This window comes from Shewanella sp. GD04112 (genome assembly GCF_029835735.1).
GTDB lineage: Bacteria > Pseudomonadota > Gammaproteobacteria > Enterobacterales > Shewanellaceae > Shewanella.
In genome coordinates this window covers 4,512,701-4,530,321 of the sequence record NZ_JAOEAL010000001.1, presented here as the reverse complement: position 1 = coordinate 4,530,321, position 17,621 = coordinate 4,512,701, and the positions used below count along the sequence as shown (strand labels likewise).

The 17,621-nt window shown below is 50.9% G+C and carries 11 protein-coding genes; 2 read left to right on the top strand and 9 right to left on the bottom strand.

Going from position 1 to position 17,621, the window contains the following annotated elements:
* Positions 1–43 precede the first annotated feature (43 nt).
* The 6 genes from N7386_RS19860 to N7386_RS19835 all read right to left on the bottom strand — a co-directional run bounded on the left by N7386_RS19860 (position 44) and on the right by N7386_RS19835 (position 11,927).
* A complete protein-coding gene (locus tag N7386_RS19860; RefSeq protein WP_279770580.1) occupies positions 44–4,561 on the bottom strand; it encodes an EAL domain-containing protein in 4,518 nt (1,505 codons plus the stop codon).
* A 280-nt stretch (positions 4,562–4,841) separates the two neighbouring features.
* Positions 4,842–6,035, bottom strand: coding sequence for a 2-methylaconitate cis-trans isomerase PrpF (gene prpF, locus N7386_RS19855; protein ID WP_279770578.1), 1,194 nt, complete (start codon positions 6,033–6,035; stop codon positions 4,842–4,844).
* Between the two features lie 113 nt (positions 6,036–6,148).
* A complete protein-coding gene (acnD, locus tag N7386_RS19850) occupies positions 6,149–8,752 on the bottom strand; it encodes a Fe/S-dependent 2-methylisocitrate dehydratase AcnD (RefSeq protein WP_279770576.1) in 2,604 nt (867 codons plus the stop codon).
* A gap of 80 nt (positions 8,753–8,832) precedes the next feature.
* Positions 8,833–9,960: a 2-methylcitrate synthase gene (prpC, locus tag N7386_RS19845; RefSeq protein WP_279770574.1), complete on the bottom strand. Its 1,128-nt coding sequence runs from the start codon at positions 9,958–9,960 to the stop codon at positions 8,833–8,835.
* A 233-nt stretch (positions 9,961–10,193) separates the two neighbouring features.
* Entirely contained in the window at positions 10,194–11,072 is an 879-nt protein-coding gene (gene prpB / locus N7386_RS19840; RefSeq protein WP_011624869.1) for a methylisocitrate lyase, read from the bottom strand.
* Between the two features lie 66 nt (positions 11,073–11,138).
* Complete coding sequence (locus N7386_RS19835; protein ID WP_088212271.1) at positions 11,139–11,927, bottom strand: GntR family transcriptional regulator; 789 nt, start codon at positions 11,925–11,927, stop codon at positions 11,139–11,141.
* Between the two features lie 349 nt (positions 11,928–12,276).
* Between N7386_RS19835 and N7386_RS19830 the strand changes: the two genes are divergently transcribed.
* Entirely contained in the window at positions 12,277–12,741 is a 465-nt protein-coding gene (locus N7386_RS19830) for a DUF523 domain-containing protein (protein WP_279770568.1), read from the top strand.
* Between the two features lie 68 nt (positions 12,742–12,809).
* On the opposite strand, the gene N7386_RS19825 is transcribed toward N7386_RS19830, so the two are convergent.
* The 3 genes from N7386_RS19825 to N7386_RS19815 all read right to left on the bottom strand — a co-directional run bounded on the left by N7386_RS19825 (position 12,810) and on the right by N7386_RS19815 (position 16,288).
* Complete coding sequence (locus N7386_RS19825) at positions 12,810–13,751, bottom strand: acyltransferase (RefSeq protein WP_086903039.1); 942 nt, start codon at positions 13,749–13,751, stop codon at positions 12,810–12,812.
* 7 nt (positions 13,752–13,758) lie between these two features.
* A complete protein-coding gene (locus N7386_RS19820; RefSeq protein ID WP_088212274.1) occupies positions 13,759–14,661 on the bottom strand; it encodes an acyltransferase in 903 nt (300 codons plus the stop codon).
* Between the two features lie 100 nt (positions 14,662–14,761).
* Positions 14,762–16,288, bottom strand: coding sequence for a YifB family Mg chelatase-like AAA ATPase (locus tag N7386_RS19815; RefSeq protein ID WP_279770564.1), 1,527 nt, complete (start codon positions 16,286–16,288; stop codon positions 14,762–14,764).
* A gap of 216 nt (positions 16,289–16,504) precedes the next feature.
* Here N7386_RS19815 and N7386_RS19810 point away from each other — a divergent pair, with 216 nt between their 5' ends.
* Positions 16,505–17,620, top strand: coding sequence for a DUF1963 domain-containing protein (locus tag N7386_RS19810; RefSeq protein WP_279770562.1), 1,116 nt, complete (start codon positions 16,505–16,507; stop codon positions 17,618–17,620).
* Position 17,621 lies beyond the last annotated feature (1 nt).

The following is a 17,621-nucleotide window of genomic DNA, read 5'->3' as shown; positions in this document are numbered from 1 at the left end:
TGAAATAAGGCTCCTTTAGGGAGCCTTATTTTTTTATCTGGTTTTATTTTATCCGTTGTTGCAACAGTGCTAAGCAATCTTGGGCGCTGAGTGGTTTACTCAACAGGAAGCCCTGTACTTGATCGCAACCTTGTAGCGCCAAGAAGTTCAGCTGCTCTTGGGTTTCGACCCCTTCCGCCACCACATTTAACTCTAGGCTGTGGGCGAGGGCGATAATCGCGCTGGTAATGGCTGCATCGTCGGGGTCGTTGGTAATGTCGCGCACAAACTCACGGTCGATTTTTAAGGTGTCGATAGGGAAACGTTTAAGATAACTCAGGCTCGAGTAGCCAGTACCGAAATCATCCACCGCGATGGTTAAACCTAGTGCCTTGAGTTTCGAGAGGATATTAACCGACTCCTGCGGATTACCCATGATCATCGACTCGGTTAACTCCAGCTCGAGCGCCTTGGCGGGTAAACCTGATACCGAGAGAGCCACTTCGATGGTCGAAATAATATCGGCCTTCAACTGCCTGGCCGAAAGGTTCACCGCCATGCTGATATCGCCAAAACCTAGCTCATTCCACTCAGCGAGTTGCTGGCAAGCGTGGTTGATCACCCAATGGCCAATTTGGTTAATGATGCCGGTTTCCTCCGCCAGCGGAATAAACTCGGCGGGCGAGATTGGGCCTAGTTCGGAATGATGCCAGCGCAGCAGCGCCTCAAGCCCTGTGAGTGAGCCATTGTGTAAACAAAACTTGGGTTGATACACCAAGCTTAACTCATTGCGTGAGATGGCCTGTTTAAGCCCTGCCTCAAGTTGCACATGGCGCGTTGCCATCTCATTGAGCTTATTGGTGTAAAACTGAAAGTTATTCCGACCTAGCGCCTTGGCATGGTACATGGCGGTGTCGGCAAACTTGATCAGCGAATCCACATCTTTTGCATCATTGGGATAGAAGCTGATACCAATCGAGGTTGAGATAGTCAGGGACTTATCATCGAGTAAGAAGGGCGCCTGAAAGTCTTTGAGCACTTTCTCTGAGATCAGCGTCGCCGCCTTGGTTTTCGCCACACCTTCCAAAATAATGGTAAATTCATCGCCGCCTAAACGGGCAACCGTATCCCCTTCGCGAACAGCACTTTGCAGCCTGTGGGCCACGGCTTTGAGCAGCAGATCGCCAATATGGTGCCCCATAGAGTCATTGATATGCTTAAAGCGGTCGAGGTCTAAAAACAGCAGGGCGACGATATTATTCGATCTATGGGCCTGAGATATGGCGTGGTTGAGCCTGTCCTGGAACAAGGTGCGATTCGGCAGCCCTGTCAGAGTATCGAAGCTGGCGAGGAAGCGAAGATCCTCTTCGGCCTTTTTACGTTCTGTAATATCGGTAAACACCGCCACAAAGTGGCTGGTTTCCCCTTTCACATCGATAACTTGATTGATCTCAAGCCATACCAGAATCGCCTTGCGTGCCTTGTTGCGGATCCAAATTTCACCCGCCCAATGTTTATGGCGCAGCAGTTGCTGCTCAATGCCATTGAACAGATCTCGCTGTTGTCGGCTGTAGGCTAAGTGAATTAAATATTTATCGCTGATTTGCCGCTCCGAATATCCGGTAATGGCGCTAAAGGCGGGGTTTACCGAGCGGATACGATAGTCCAAACCTGCCACCACAACGGCTTCGTTCATGCTGTTAAGCACTTGAGAAGAGAGCACTAGCTCGTTTTCGATCAACTTACGCGAAGTGATATTACGGGTGGTGCCCGTCATACGCACGGGTCTGGCCAGCTCATTGGTTTCGACTACTTTGCCGCGCTCAAGGATCCACAGCCAGTTACCCGGTGAATGCTCGATGCGATATTCCATTTCAAAAAATGGTGTGCGCCCCTGTAGATGGTCGGTCAAGACTTGTTTAAACCGCTCCCTATCCTCAGGGTGGGCATTGTCGTGCAACAGTGTGTGGCTACTCCATTGGGAAACCGGAATATCCGTATGGGTACGATAGACCTGCTGTTCTTGGATGTTCCAATCCCACATGCCATCGCCCGAAGCCCAGAGTGCCAATTTTAGCCGCTCTTCGGAGGCGCGGATGCTGGTCTCAAACTCTTGTTGCTGCTGGCGTTTTTGTTTACGCCACCGATAGATAATGACCAATAAGGCTAATGCCAGTAACCCATAAAGCACATAGGCAAATTGAGTGCGGTAGAAGGGGGCGTTTACACTTAAATCGACCAACAGTGCATAGTTACCTTCGTTGTTGTACTCCAAGGAATGCCGTACATGCAGTACATAATGGCCTGGTTCGATATTGGTAAAAGTGATTTCATTCCCCGTGGGTAAATCGTGCCATTGGTTATCGAAGCCCTCGAGATAGTAGCTAAAACGGTTTTTGCCCGTATAGCTAAAATCCATCGAGGTGACCTCAAAGCTGACCAATTGATCGGTGTAGTTCATCACGATTTGCGGCGGGTGGCTAAGATCGAGGATGGTGTGTTTTTCACCGGCAATCTTATAGGCGGTGAGTGCGACTCGGGCTTCGCCCCGTTTGTCGGGCAATGCTTTAGGATTAAAGCGATTGATCCCGTTAATGCCGCCAAACCAGAGGTCGCCATCTTGATCTTTAAGTTTCACGCCACCGTTAAACTCGAGCGCCTGCAGGCCTTCTTGCTCGTTAAAATTGATGACTTTGCCACTGACGGGATTTAACTTGCCGATACCCGCATTACTGCTAAACCAAATATGATGATCGGCATCCTCCAGCAGGGCGTAAATGGTGTCGCTGGGCAGACCTTGCTCACGGGTATAATCCTTAAATATCGGAGTGTCGGCTTGTGCCGATAAGCGGCTCATACCGCCATGGGTCGCAAACCAGATGTCGCCATTACTGGCGACTAAAATGTCTCTTATACGGTTGTTGATAATACTATTTTTGTCATGGGGGGCGTGGTAAAACGCTTCCCCTTTCCCCGTTTGCATATCCAGTTTAACTAAACCATTGAGTGAGCCAATCCACAGTGTGGTGTTATCCACTCTTAGGGTGAGCAGAATATTTTGCTCGGGGTGAAAGTTATCAATATTGGTGATGGAGACGGGCGTAAACTCATCATTCTCTGAGGCTTTTCGATACAGGGCATGGGTAGTCGCAACCCACAGCCTGTTGTGGTCATCTAGCGCTAAACTACGGATATGGTTAGCTTCTGTGGAGGTATCTTGATTATCGGAAACCTTTAACAGACTAAAGTCACCGCTAGAACTTAGGCGGCCCAGCCCATAGTTACTGGCAAACCAGAGCGTGCCTTGCTGGTCTTGAACAATGGAGCGCACGGTCAGGTTTAAGTTTTGCGTCTTTAGGCCTAAGGCGTTGGCAAAAAATGAAGTGTAATGCTCGTACTGAGTGTGATTGAATGCGAGCCGCTTGAGTCCTGCGCCTTCGGTCCCTATCCATAAAGCGTTATCTTGGCTGCGGTAAATTGAGCGAATATTATTACTTTGCAGGGGAAATTCTGTTGAGTATTCAGATAAATGCTGAAAATACTGCCGACGGGTATTGATCTTATTTAGCCCCGAATAACTCGCGCCAATCCATAGGTTGCCAAACGGATCCTCTAACAGACACAGTATATTGTTTTCACTAATGCTAGTGGGGCGCTTGGTATCGTACTTATGGTAGGCCGCGACAAAATGTTCACCTTCACGATCTAGCTGGATCAAACCCGCCTCAGGCCCCACGACCCAAAACTGCCCTTGGGGTGTTTGGATAAAGTCTTTGATGTAAGGGACATTAGGTTCTGTTTGCCAGAGTACTTGTCCCTGCTGTGATACCAGATCATAGTGCCAGAGCTGATTGCCAAGGGCCAAGGTAATGGCGCGGGTAGAATTCGCCTTGATCTGATAGGCCACCACATCCTGAGGTACATTGAGTCGGGTGATGGTATTGGCCGTTACGGCAAAGGTGCCACTGGCCTTAGTGCCCGCCAGCAAATAGGTGTTATCCACATTGGCTAAGCTGGTGATTTGGGGGTCGATGCTCGTCCCCAATGACACTTGGGTAATTCTGTTGGTACGGGTGGAGAGCGAAAATAGTCCGCCCTGTGTACCAATCCACAGAGTATTGCCGACAATGTTGAGTTTAGTGACTCTAGGGTCGGTCAGACCTTGCTCGACACCGAAGCGTTCAAAGGTGCCGGTTTTTAAATCTAAGCGGTTGATCCCTTGGCTAAAAGTGCCTACCCAGATATAGCCATGCGCATCTTGAATTATGTCTGTTACATAGCTTTCGGAAATGCTCTTAGGATCGTTCGGCGAGTGGATAAAGAGATTGAAGTTGTAACCGTTGTAGCTGTGTAATCCATCCTGAGTACCAATCCAGAGCATGCCTGCGCTGTCCATAAACAGGCTGGTAATGGTATTTTGATTTAAGCCTTCTTCGCTGCGGATATGTTCAAATTTCAGCTGTGTGTTAGCCGCATTTAAGGGTAATGCCAAGCCTGTAAGCGGCGCTCCAGATACGCCAAGAAGACAGAGTGCGGCGAAGAAAAGTTTAAGGATTGGATGGCTCAAAGTTACCCCTATCAAAACCCATTAACCCAAAACAGGGCGGTATAGTGCACTTACCTTGGGGATGTCGCGTATAGTGCATCAAAGACGCGAGCTCAGCTAAATATCAAATTAATAATCAGTATATTCACGGATTTACAGGACGCAAAATGCGGCTTGTGATTATCTTGCTATCGAGGGGGAGTTTAGCAGTTTTTACCGAATGCCAACATATTGGGATTTGCCTAATAACGAAATAAAAAAAAGACCTTGCCGGAAGGGGGAGAAGCAAGGTCTTTGGTTGAACGCTTTTCTTGGCTTAAGCCGCCGGTACGCGCACAAAGCCTTCCATCAGCACGCGGGCGCTGCGGCTCATAATGGCTTTGACGACAGTCCATTCGCCGTTTGTTTGCATGGCCTGAGCGCCGACGCGAAGAGTGCCTGAAGGGTGGCCAAAACGTACCGCTTCCTTCTCACCACCGCCTGCCGCGAGATTGACTAAAGTGCCGGGAATCGCCGCTGCTGTGCCAATCGCCACGGCGGCTGTGCCCATCATCGCATGGTGCAATTTGCCCATGGATAGGGCGCGTACCAGCAGATCGATCTCCTCTGCCGCGACGGCTTTTCCACTGGATGACACATAGTTTTTCGGCTTAGCAACAAAGGCCACCTTAGGCGTATGTTGGCGTGATGCGGCTTCATCAATATGCTTGATAAGCCCCATGCGCACCGCGCCATGGGCACGAATGGTTTCAAACTTGGCTAGAGCGGCATTATCGCTGTTGATATCGTCCTGCAGCTCAGTGCCCGTGTAACCTAAGTCTTCGGCATTGATAAAGATGGTCGGAATTCCGGCGTTAATCATGGTCGCATTAAAGCTGCCAACACCAGGCACTTCGAGCACATCCACCAAGTTACCCGTGGGGAACATGCTGCCACCATCGCCGTCTTCGTCAGCGGCGGGGTTCATAAATTCAATTTGCACTTCGGCGGCGGGGAAGGTCACACCATCTAGTTCAAAATCGCCAGTCTCTTGCACCATGCCATCGGTAATCGGCACGTGGGCAATAATGGTTTTGCCAATATTGCCCTGCCAAATACGCACTGTGCAGACGCCGTTTTGCGGAATGCGCGCAGCGTCAATCAGCCCATTGCTGATAGCAAAAGCGCCCACGGCGGCGGTTAAGTTGCCGCAGTTACCGCTCCAATCGACAAAGGGTTTGTCGATTGAGACTTGGCCAAACAGATAGTCGACATCGTGGTCGGCTTGGCTGCTTTTCGACAGGATCACGGTTTTGCTGGTGCTTGAGGTGGCGCCGCCCATGCCATCAATTTGCTTGCCATAGGGGTCGGGGCTGCCAATCACGCGAAGGAGCAGGGCATCTCGAGCTGGGCCGGGTACTTGGGCTGCTTCGGGTAAGTCCTGTAAACGAAAAAACACCCCTTTACTGGTACCGCCGCGCATATAGGTGGCGGCAACTTTAATTTGGGGCGGAAACGGATTCTTGCTCATGCTATTAACTCCAAGGGGAATAGCGATTCGTTAAACGCTTGCGTCAGTTGTAAAGGCGACGTCTCAGTCTCGAGTCGCCGCCCCTTGTGCGAGTGTTACTTGTTTTGCGAAAGCTACTTCAAGTTCGACTCTAAAAAGTCCTGCGCAAAACGCTGCAATACGCCGCCGGCAGAATAGATAGACACTTCTTCAGCGGTATCGAGGCGACAGGTAACAGGCACTTCGACGTGCTCGCCATTTTTGCGGCTAATCACGACTGTGAGATCCGCTCTTGGCGCGATTTCACCATAGACGTCAAACACTTCGGTACCATCTATGCCATAGGTAGCGCGATTCTCGCCTGCCTTAAACTCCAGCGGTAACACACCCATGCCGACTAAGTTAGTGCGGTGAATACGCTCGAAGCCTTCGGCAACAATCGCCTCAACACCCGCTAAGCGCACGCCTTTTGCAGCCCAGTCACGGGATGAACCCTGACCATAGTCGGCACCAGCGATAATGATCAGCGGCTGTTTGCGATCCATATAGGTTTCAATGGCTTCCCACATGCGGGTCACTTGGCCTTCTGGCTCGATACGCGCCAGTGAGCCTTGCTTAACTTTGCCATCGACAACCGCCATCTCGTTTTTGAGTTTAGGGTTGGCGAAGGTCGCGCGCTGGGCGGTTAAGTGGTCGCCCCTGTGGGTCGCGTAGGAGTTAAAGTCTTCCTCTGGCAGACCCATCTTGTGCAGGTATTCGCCTGCCGCGCTGTCCATCATAATCGCGTTCGAGGGTGATAAATGGTCTGTGGTGATGTTGTCACCCAGTACGGCCAATGGGCGCATGCCCTTGAGGGTGCGTTCACCCGCTAATGCGCCTTCCCAGTAAGGAGGACGGCGGATATAGGTCGATTGTGGGCGCCAGTCGTACAGTGGGCTGACCTTATCGCCATAGTCGACGCTCAGGTCGAACATCGGCTCGTAGACCTTACGGAACTGCTCTGGCTTCACGCTTGCTGCAATCACGGCATCGATTTCGGCATCCGTTGGCCAAATATCGATTAAGCGCACTGGGTTGCCGTCTTTATCGTGGCCTAACACATCCTTCTCGATATCGAAACGAATGGTGCCCGCGATTGCGTAGGCGACGACTAATGGCGGTGATGCGAGGAAGGCTTGCTTAGCGTAAGGATGAATACGGCCGTCGAAGTTACGGTTACCGGATAATACGGCGGTGGCGTAAAGATCGCGGTCGATCACTTCCTGCTGAATTACTGGGTCGAGTGCGCCGCTCATACCGTTACAGGTGGTGCAGGCAAAACCGACAATACCGAAGCCTAATGACTCAAGCTCTGGCAGCAAGTTGGCTTCTTCTAAATACAGTTGTACCGCCTTAGAGCCGGGGGCGAGTGAGGTTTTCACCCAAGGTTTACGGCTTAAGCCTTTGGCATTGGCGTTACGTGCCAGCAGGCCCGCCGCAATCACGTTGCGTGGGTTACTGGTGTTAGTGCAACTGGTGATGGCGGCAATAATCACTGCGCCATCTGGCATTAGACCTGGCTCGTTTTCAACCACGCCGCTAATGCCGCGTGCGGCAAGCTCAGAGGTTGGCACGCGGGCGTGTGGGTTAGAAGGGCCCGCAATAGTGCGCACAACCGATGACAGATCAAAATGCAGGGTACGTGGGTATTCTGCATGTTTAAGATCATCGCTCCACAAACCTGTGGTCTTGGCATAGGTCTCAACCAATTTAACTTGCTCGTCGCTACGGCCCGTCAGGGTTAAGTAATCCAGCGTCTGTTGGTCGATATAGAACATGGCGGCGGTGGCGCCAAATTCTGGGGTCATGTTAGAGATGGTTGCGCGATCGCCTAAGGTTAATGCCTCTGCGCCTTCACCGAAGAACTCTAAGTAGGATGAAACCACTTTTTCCTTACGCAGGAATTCGGTCAGGGCTAAAACGATATCGGTGGCAGTAATGCCAGGCTGCGGTTTGCCCGTTAACTCAACGCCGATAATGTCCGGCAGACGCATATAAGATGCGCGGCCTAACATCACGCTTTCGGCTTCGAGTCCACCCACACCAATAGCGATAACGCCCAGCGCATCCACGTGTGGCGTGTGACTGTCGGTGCCCACTAAGGTATCTGGGAAGGCAACGCCGTCGCGCGCATGCACCACAGGTGACATACGTTCTAGGTTTATCTGGTGCATGATGCCGTTACCCTGTGGGATAACATCGATGTTTTTAAAGGCTTTTTGCGTCCAGTTGATAAAATGGAATCTGTCTTCGTTGCGTCTGTCTTCGATGGCGCGGTTTTTCGCAAAGGCGTCCTTATCGAAGCCGCCGTATTCCACCGCTAGCGAGTGGTCAACAATCAACTGGGTTGGAACCACAGGGTTAACCTGCGCTGGATCGCCACCCTTAGCGGCAATCGCATCACGCAGACCCGCAAGATCAACCAGCGCGGTTTGACCCAAAATATCGTGGCACACGACGCGGGCTGGAAACCAAGGGAAATCCAGTTCCTGTTTTGATTCAATAATTTGTTTTAGTGAGGCGGTTAGCGCCTCTGGCTCGCAGCGACGCACTAAGTTTTCCGCTAACACGCGCGAGGTGTAAGGCAATTTCGCATAGGCGCCGGGGGCAATGGCTTCAATGGCTTCGCGGGTATCGAAATAGTCGAGTGCTGTGCCGGGTAAAGGCTTGCGATATTGGGTGTTCATAACAGTGCTCATAACATCATCCATTTCGGAAAATGAAGTCGGCGCGAGATGCACCTTGAGTGAAGTCTCGCGCTAAGTGTGGTCAGTTTTGCTTAACGGTTGGCAATGGGTACCACTTTGCGTGGTGATACACCCACATAGTCGGCACTTGGGCGAATGATGCGGTTGTTTGAACGTTGTTCCATCACGTGCGCCGTCCAGCCTGTTACACGTGAACAAACGAAGATTGGGGTAAATAGCTTGGTTGGAATGCCCATGAAGTGGTAAGCACTGGCGTGGAAGAAGTCGGCGTTACAGAAGAGTTTTTTCTGTTCCCACATCAGGGCTTCGCAGGCTACCGATACGCGGTAGAGACGATCATCACCGTAATCGGCGGCCAGTTTTTCAGACCATTCTTTGATGATGGCGTTACGTGGGTCTGACTCACGGTAGATGGCGTGACCAAAGCCCATGATCTTCTCTTTACGCTCGAGTTTACCCATGAGCACATCGCGGGCATCGGCTTCGTCTTTCATATCTTGGATCAGTTCCATCGCCGCTTCGTTGGCGCCGCCATGTAGCGGACCACGTAGTGAACCGATAGCACCTGTGACGCAGGAATGCATGTCCGACAGGGTCGATGCACACACGCGGGCGGTAAAGGTTGAAGCGTTAAATTCATGCTCTGCATACAGAATTAACGATACGTCCATGACCTTAGCGTGCAGCGCCGATGGGGCTTTGCCGTGCAGCAGGTGCAGGAAGTGGGCACCGATTTGCTCATCGTTGGTTTCGGTTTCGATGCGCACGCCATCGTGGCTAAAGCGATACCAGTAGCAGATGATCGATGGGAAGGCCGCAAGTAAACGATCGGCGATTTGGCTTTGTTCGCTAAAGCTGTGCTCGGCTTCGAGGTTACCCAGCATAGAACAACCGGTACGCATCACATCCATTGGATGAGCGTCGGCAGGGATGCGCTCTAACACTTCTTTTAATGCCTGTGGCAGGCCGCGCATGCCTTTAAGTTTGGTCTTGTAGGCTTCGAGTTGTGCTGTGGTTGGCAGCTCACCGTAGAGGATGAGGTGGGCGACTTCTTCGAAGGTCGCGTTTTCGGCCAGATCCTTCACATCGTAACCGCGGTAGGTCAGGCCGCTGCCCGATACACCTACGGTACTTAATGCGGTTTCACCCGCGCTCTGGCCACGTAATCCTGCACCACTTAATTTTTTTGCGTCTGACATAATCCTTCCCTTCCGTTAACGCTATGGTTATTGCAGACAGGCTCAAAATTGGCCGTCTACCTTTTTGGTTAAAGCTGCATAATGTTGGCGAAATACTCGTTTCGGCCTTATGTAGGGTTGCAGCGTGTCGGTGATGTGTGAGCCGTTATTTGAGGTCGCGGCTCACGCATCTGGGTATCAGTAACAACGCGAAGCATAAGCTTCTACTGACGTCCATGGTCTGTACTCATCTTTTACTTATCTTGGCTAAACAATTGATCTAACTTGTCTTCAAAGGCGTGGTAGCCCAAGTACTTATACAGATCCGCACGGGTCTGCATAGTGTCTAAGACATTGCGTTGATGACCATCATTCATCAGTGCTTGCATCACTTTCAGTGCAGCTTGGTTAGCGGCGCGGAAAGTGCCGAGTGGGTAAAGCACCATGTCGGCGCCCGCTTCGGCAAGTTCTTCTTTATTGAACAATTGGGTTTGGCCAAATTCGGTCATGTTCGCCAGAATCGGCGCGTTAACCTGAGCCTTGAAGTGACGGTATTGGTCCAGCTCAGTTAAGGCTTCGGCGAAAATCATATCGGCACCGGCGGCGATATAGGCTTTTGCACGTTCGATACCCGCTTCTAAACCTTCAACGGCAACCGCATCGGTACGCGCCATGATCACAAAGTTAGGATCGGTACGGGCATCGACGGCGGCCTTGATACGGTCAACCATTTCTTCTGTGCTTACCACGGCCTTGTTGGGTCTGTGGCCACAACGTTTTTGCGATACTTGGTCTTCCATGTGCACGGCGGCCACACCGGCTTTTTCAAATTCTTTAATGGTGCGGGCGATGTTAAAGGCGCCGCCCCAACCTGTGTCGATATCGACCAGCAGTGGCAGTTGGGTTGCAGAGGTGATACGACCGGCATCGATCAGCACGTCGTTCATCGAGGTCATGCCTAAATCCGGTAAACCGTAGGAGGCATTCGCTACACCCGCGCCCGACAGATACAGGGCTTGGAAACCCGTTTGCTCCGCCATCAGGGCGAAATAGGCATTGGTGGTGCCGACGATTTGCAGCGGTTTTGAGTTAGCAAGAGCTTGGCGAAAACGTAATCCTGCGCTTTGGGTCATGGTCTTGTCCTTATCCTATTTAGGGTACTGAGTGTTCAGCATTGGATGCTTATGGGCCGCAACGCCTTAGTTAATATTGGCTAAGGTTTCTTTCGCGGCGGCGTTAGCTTGTAATTCAATCAAGCGTAATTCGGTATTTTTACGGCCTTGCTCTATATGGCGACGCATCAACAGACTGGCGAGTTCGCCATCACGCTGGGCGATGGCCTCGACGATACGTCTATGTTCGGCAATGGCTTTTACTGGGCGGTTCTTATTGGTGCACTGATAGCGATACATCCGCAGCAGATGGTATAGCCCGCCAATTAAGGTTTCTTGCAGATGCTTATTGCCGCTGGCTTGGATAATTTGATAGTGGAAGTCGACATCGCCTTCCTCTTGGAAATAGGTATCGCCATTGGCCAGCGCGGTTTCTTGCACGGCGAGCAGGTCTTCTAACTTGGCTAGCTGCTCTGGGGTAATACGGCTGGCAGCAAGTTCGCAGGCCATGCCTTCGAGCACACTACGTAATTGATATAAATCGTTTAACTCGCTCACAGTCAGTTGAGCAACACGGGCACCGACATGGGGGGCGCGGACAACGAGACGTTGTCTTTCTAAGGTTTGCAGCGCTTCGCGGGTCGGGCCGCGGCTGATGCCATATTTTTCGGCTAGGGCTTGCTCGTTGATCTTACTGCCAGCAGGCAGTTCACCCTTGATGATGCTGGTTTGTATTTGCACCAAAATTTGATCGGCTAAGGTGGTCGACGATTTTTCGCTGGCGAGGGATTTCACCTTATTCGTTGGGCTCGTCGCGGCATGGGCCACTGAGCTTGGGGTGTCATCTGTGGGGAATATGGTCTCTTGCTTCAACATACTTCGCATCACTCGTTGATTGCTGGATTGTCGATAATGGGTAAAAATAGTCCTGTTAAAGTTTATTGTCAACAATGTGTTTACTTAGACGTAAGTCTATATTTTTGCCTTTTAAATGTTTAGTAGTTGTATTTGTTTGTTATTTTGTATTTTTATTGATTTTAATAATTTTATCTTCTCTATTTGATAATTAATAATTGTCGACAATTTTGAGTTTGGCGTGTGAGCCGATAGTGCAATAAAACGCAGCTTTTACCCCATTGCGACTTATTGAGTACAATGCTGAGAAGGTATTGGTTGGCACTCACAGGGTTAAGGCTCTCGGGGTTAAGGCATTAGGGGGGGCAGGATGGAGAAAATCCTCATTAGCAGTTGTTTGCTTGGGCAGGCGGTACGTTATGATGGCGGTCATAATCTGCTGCAAGACGAGTGGATGCAGCGATGGCAGCGAGAAGGCCGCATAGTGGCGTTTTGTCCTGAATGTGCGGGCGGATTACCCACACCAAGGCCTGCGGCCGAACGTGTCGGCGAGCTAGTGCTAACGGCGCAGGGAGAAGATGTGACTGCGGCCTTTAGGCTGGGGGCACAAAAGGCGCTTGCTCTGGCTCAGGATCAAGGTATTAAGATTGCGATTTTAAAGGCGCGTAGTCCTTCCTGTGGCAATCAACATATTTATGATGGCACCTTCAGTAAACGTTTAATCGCAGGTCAGGGAATAACGGCGGAATTACTGCAGGCGGCGGGTGTGAGTGTGTTTAATGAAACGGAATTAGCGCAAGCGGCAACGAGGCTGGCACAGCTTGAGGCGGAATAACGGGCTAGGTAAGCCTAACCCGCTATCGACTCACTTTACTTTAGTGAAGCTGTATTCGTAAATCTGTATCAGTGGAGCTGTGTGTGGGTGCTGGTGGCGCTATCCGTGAGCTGTCGATGTTGCAGTAATAGCGCATCGATTTGCTCGTCCTTCTCGACCCAAATTTGGTTTAACCAACGCTGAAACTCGACGCGGTACTCGGATTCGGCAAAGTAGCGAGTCGCATCGACTTGCGGCACAGGTAAGGCGCGAACTCGCACTACTATCTTGCGCACTTTGCCGTTCATCACGCCGAATAACACATCATCCGGTGCATCGGGATACACTAAGGTCACATCCAACAGATTGGTAAATTGCTCACCCATGGCCGACAGGGTAAAGGCAATACCGCCCGCCTTAGGACGCAGTAAATGGCGGTAAGGTGAATCCTGACGCTTGCGCTTGTCTTCGGTAAAGCGGCTGCCCTCAACATAGTTAATGATCGAGGTGGGCATATTTTTAAACTTCTCACAGGCGCGGCGAGTCGTGGCTAAATCTTTACCTTTAAGCTTTGGATTTTTCTTGAGTTTTGCCGGGCTGGTTCTGTCCATAAAGGGCATGTCGAGCGCCCAGCAACCTAGGCCCATAATAGGCACATAGATCAGCTCTTTTTTGAGGAAGAACTTCAGCATAGGAATATGGTTACGCAGTAGGTAAGTCTGCGCGGCAATATCAAAGCCACTGAGGTGGTTACTGATCAACAAGTACCAGCCGTTTTTATCCAGTCCTTCGAGGCCTTGGACATCCCACTCGATTTTGGCAATCAAATATAAAATGCCACCATTGCAGCTCGCCCATGCCCACATAAAACGGTTCATCAGTGCGGTCACGGCGTTGCGAGCACTTGGGACAGGCATCAGCATTTTCACTACACCACCGAGGCAAACCAAGGTTCCCCAAAGGGCGGTGTTAATGATCAGCAGGCTCAGACTGAGAATAAACAGCACTGGGCCGGGAAGGAAATTCAACATAGAGGTTTTACCTTACTTCTTGGTCCGCTTGGCCAGCCAGTTGGCTGAGCACTTGGTCTTTAGCGAGCCAAATGTCGTTCAATTGTTCTTGGAAGCCAATTTTGAAATCACGGTCATTCATGTAGTCGCCACGCATGTCCGGCGCGATATCACTCACTTTGATGTGTACTTTAACCTTTGGCAGCTTGCCTGTCAGGTAGTCCCAAAAGCTAGGAACTGGGCCTGGGTAGTAAATCGCAACATCCACTAACTTGTGGATCTGTTCTCCCATCGCCGATAGCGCGAAGGCCATGCCGCCCGCTTTGGGTTTTAACAGATGTTGGAACTGTGAGTTTTGCTTTTTATGTTTAGCCTTAGTAAAGCGCGTGCCCTCGACAAAGTTCATCACACTGACGGGTTTTGTCTTAAATTTCGCGCAGGCTTTACGTGTAATTTCAATATCTTTGCCCTTAAGCTTTGGATTTTTCTTCAGCTGTGCAGTGCTATAGCGGCGCATAAAGGGAAAATCTAATGCCCACCACGCGAGTCCTAATACTGGTACATAAAGCAGTTCCTGTTTGAGGAAGAACTTCAGGAAGGGAATGCGGCGGTTAAACACCCGTTGCAGGATTAAAATATCTACCCATGACTGATGGTTAGCAATCACCATATACCATTCTTTGGTCGAGAATTGGGTGTCACCCGTGAGTTCGACGTCGACTGGGTGCAGCACTCGTTCAATCACGCCATTGACGCTGATCCAGGCACTCGCGCAAAAGTCGAGAAAGTAGCTGATGGCCGTTCTCAGTGGTGGCAGAGGGATAAGCTTTATCAGGCTGCCGAGCACTATAGGTATCACCCAAAACAAGGTATTCACGACATAGCCTAAGAAGGCAATGCAGCCTTTTAATTGTGAAAACAGCGTCCCCATTAGTGCCTCCTGATAAAAATTGGAGGCCTATGTTACTCGGTGTCGGCGTTTGGCTCAATCTTACGGCAGCTGGTCGGGGCATTTGTTAACATTTTGAGCCTCAATACTGCTGGGATAAGCGAGCTAACAGCTTGTCCATGGCACGATAACCTAAGGCTTGGGCGAGGTGGCGCCGTTCGGTATTGGGGGTTTGTTCCAAATCGGCAATGGTGCGGGCAACACGTTGAATGCGATGGAAACTGCGAACGGATAACCCGAGCTTAACGACACTCTGCTCTAAAAAGCCTAAATCGGCGTCGCTAAGGCCGCCGAATTGCTTGAGCTGTTTTCCCGAGAGTTCACTGTTGAGCACGCCTGCCCTAGCGAGTTGAATATCGCGGGCGCGTTTGACGCGTTTGGCGATTTCATCACTGGTTTCGCCGGTCGTTGTTGGTTGTGCGAGTGTGCCCGCGGGGAGTTTGGGGACTTCGATGGTGAGGTCGAATCTATCTAAAAAAGGACCCGAGAGTCTAGCGAGATAACGCTGAACCTGATCGGGTGTGGCGCGGTTCGTCCCTTCAATATCGCCGCTGGGACTGGGATTCATGGCGGCGATCAACTGAAAGCGGCTCAAAAAGGTTAACTTAGCGGCGGCGCGGGAGATCACTACTTCGCCCGTTTCCATGGGTTCACGCAGGCAATCGAGTACCTTACGAGGGAATTCGGCGACTTCATCTAAAAATAACACGCCGCGATGGGCGAGGGAGATTTCCCCCGGTTTAGGAATGCTGCCTCCGCCGACCAAGGAGATGGATGAACTGGTATGGTGCGGCGCACGAAATGGCCGCTTTAGAAAATCCTGCGGTTTGATATTAATGCCCGCCACCGAATGGATGGCGGCGACCTCTAATGCCTCTTCATAATTGAGTATGGGCAGTAGCGCCATAATTCGGCTGGCTAACATGGTTTTACCCGTGCCTGGCGGGCCGAGCATCAACAGGTTATGGTTTCCGGCCGCGGCGATTTCGAGGGCCTGTTTAGCTTGATACTGGCCTATGACATCGCTCAGGCAAGGCTGGGTGGTTGGCGCCTCATCGCTAATCCATTCGAGCTGTTGCTCAAGCATAGGCAATGGCGCTTGTCCGTGGAGAAATGCGGCTAGGCTTTGCAAATGGGAAGCAAAATAGACCCCGTGATAGCCCACAAGCTCGGCATCGTGGCGATTCTCTAAGGGAAGAATTAACTGATTATTATGGCGTTTAGCCGCAATGATGGCGGGCAGTAATCCTTGGCAATGGCGTATCTGCCCCGAGAGCGCGAGCTCGCCGACAAATTCGGTGTTTTTAAGGCTGCTGGCGGGGATTTGCTCCGAAGCCGCCAGAATGCCTATGGCGATGGGCAAATCGTAACGACCTCCTTGTTTAGGTAAGTCCGCCGGCGCGAGATTAACCGTTATCCGCCGCATGGGGAATTCAAATCCCGCATTGATCAAAGCGCTGCGTACACGCTCGCGCGCTTCTTTGACCGAGGCTTCGGGTAAGCCCACCAGATTAAAGGCGGGCAGCCCATTACTGAGATGCACTTCCACTATGACTTCTGGAGCCTCAACACCGCAACTGGCTCGGGTATGCACGCAGGCTATCGCCATAAACAAATCCTTTTGTTGATCTTTTTGCGCAGAATTTGAGTGTAGCAGTAATTCGCCTAAGGGTTTTCAATTCACTTGGCCGTTGTTCGCCAGAGCCGCAAGCGGCTGACTCAGGCGTTAGTGTTAGCGTGACAGCGTTGGCAGTTTGAACGGTTAAGCGATAGCAAATATTTGATAGAAATGATAAAAAGCTAATATTGGAGCAGTGAGGTTAATATGGATATGTTGTTAGCAGAAAATTCCCCCATTCGTCAGCAGCTACTCGAGCAAAAGCTGGCACAGTTTAAAGACCCCAAGCTTGCCAACGTTCTTTCGGCGTTTATTCGCAGTAGTGTCGACCTCTATCCCTGTGCAGACGAAGACTATGCCCAGTTAGGTAACAGCCGACTAGGTGGATTGCCAGATTTGCCTGTCGGCATGGATTATCCGGTGACTCTGGTTGGGCGATTGGAGATGCTGGATGCTTACGCTGAGGAATTCGACCACACTCGCGAGTATATCGAGGAGCATTATTGTTGGTCGCAGGATTGGGACTGGGACGAGGCGGCGCAGGCCTTCCGTGTGCCCATGCAATTTATTGCACAGCTCAACTGTAGCGACCTGAAGGCGTTTCAATCTTATTTGCCCCGAGAAGGGCGATTGTTGTTCTTTTTGGAGCGCTGGCGATTCTCGGAAATGCTTCGCGGCCATGTCTATTATGTCGCTGAAGATCTGCTACTGAAGTCTGGCAAAGCGATTGCCGAACCTAAGTTCGACGATGCTGTATGTGCAAACTATGAGTATGAAGCGGCTTATCAACTTCAGGGAATAGCCAGCATAAAGATGATAGCCCCTGACATGATTAATAGTGACAACCCGCATTTAGTAAGGTTAGCCAAGGCCCGTTTACAAGCGCTACCGGAACCGCAACAAGCTATGGTGCTGGAGGCCCTAGCGGTTGTGGATGATGAATTGGTACCTGAGTGGCAAGATCAGCTCAAGGGCTATGAGCTGATACAATTGAATGAGCACGGGTTTATCCCTGGTCAGATTCTCACTCAATCGCAATGGGCTAATACCGACTGGCAGTCATCCAACTTTCGGGCATTGCTGCTCCCCGAGCAGCCGCTGCCGTATTACAATGGTATCGCCAGCATTAATGGCCATGGTGATAGCCGCTATAAAGCCCCCGAACTCCACGCTGCGGCTGAATTAGGCGGCAATGCTGAAGATTATCTGGTGCTGTTCAAAGCAGTCTATAGTGAGCACTCGATGCAGTTGAATTTTATTATCCACCGGGATGATTTAGCCTTAGGAAAATTCGACCGCATTTACTGCATTTATGACAACTAGC

Bases quoted from the DNA above. Each gene is read 5' to 3' on its own strand.
- prpF (WP_279770578.1), bottom strand. From the start codon at position 6,035: ATGAGCAAGAATCCGTTTCCGCCCCAAATTAAAGTTGCCGCCACCTAT.
- acnD (WP_279770576.1), bottom strand. From the start codon at position 8,752: ATGAGCACTGTTATGAACACCCAATATCGCAAGCCTTTACCCGGCACA.
- prpC (WP_279770574.1), bottom strand. From the start codon at position 9,960: ATGTCAGACGCAAAAAAATTAAGTGGTGCAGGATTACGTGGCCAGAGC.
- prpB (WP_011624869.1), bottom strand. From the start codon at position 11,072: ATGACCCAAAGCGCAGGATTACGTTTTCGCCAAGCTCTTGCTAACTCA.
- N7386_RS19835 (WP_088212271.1), bottom strand. From the start codon at position 11,927: ATGTTGAAGCAAGAGACCATATTCCCCACAGATGACACCCCAAGCTCA.
- N7386_RS19830 (WP_279770568.1), top strand. From the start codon at position 12,277: ATGGAGAAAATCCTCATTAGCAGTTGTTTGCTTGGGCAGGCGGTACGT.
- N7386_RS19825 (WP_086903039.1), bottom strand. From the start codon at position 13,751: ATGTTGAATTTCCTTCCCGGCCCAGTGCTGTTTATTCTCAGTCTGAGC.
- N7386_RS19820 (WP_088212274.1), bottom strand. From the start codon at position 14,661: ATGGGGACGCTGTTTTCACAATTAAAAGGCTGCATTGCCTTCTTAGGC.
- N7386_RS19815 (WP_279770564.1), bottom strand. From the start codon at position 16,288: ATGGCGATAGCCTGCGTGCATACCCGAGCCAGTTGCGGTGTTGAGGCT.
- N7386_RS19810 (WP_279770562.1), top strand. From the start codon at position 16,505: ATGGATATGTTGTTAGCAGAAAATTCCCCCATTCGTCAGCAGCTACTC.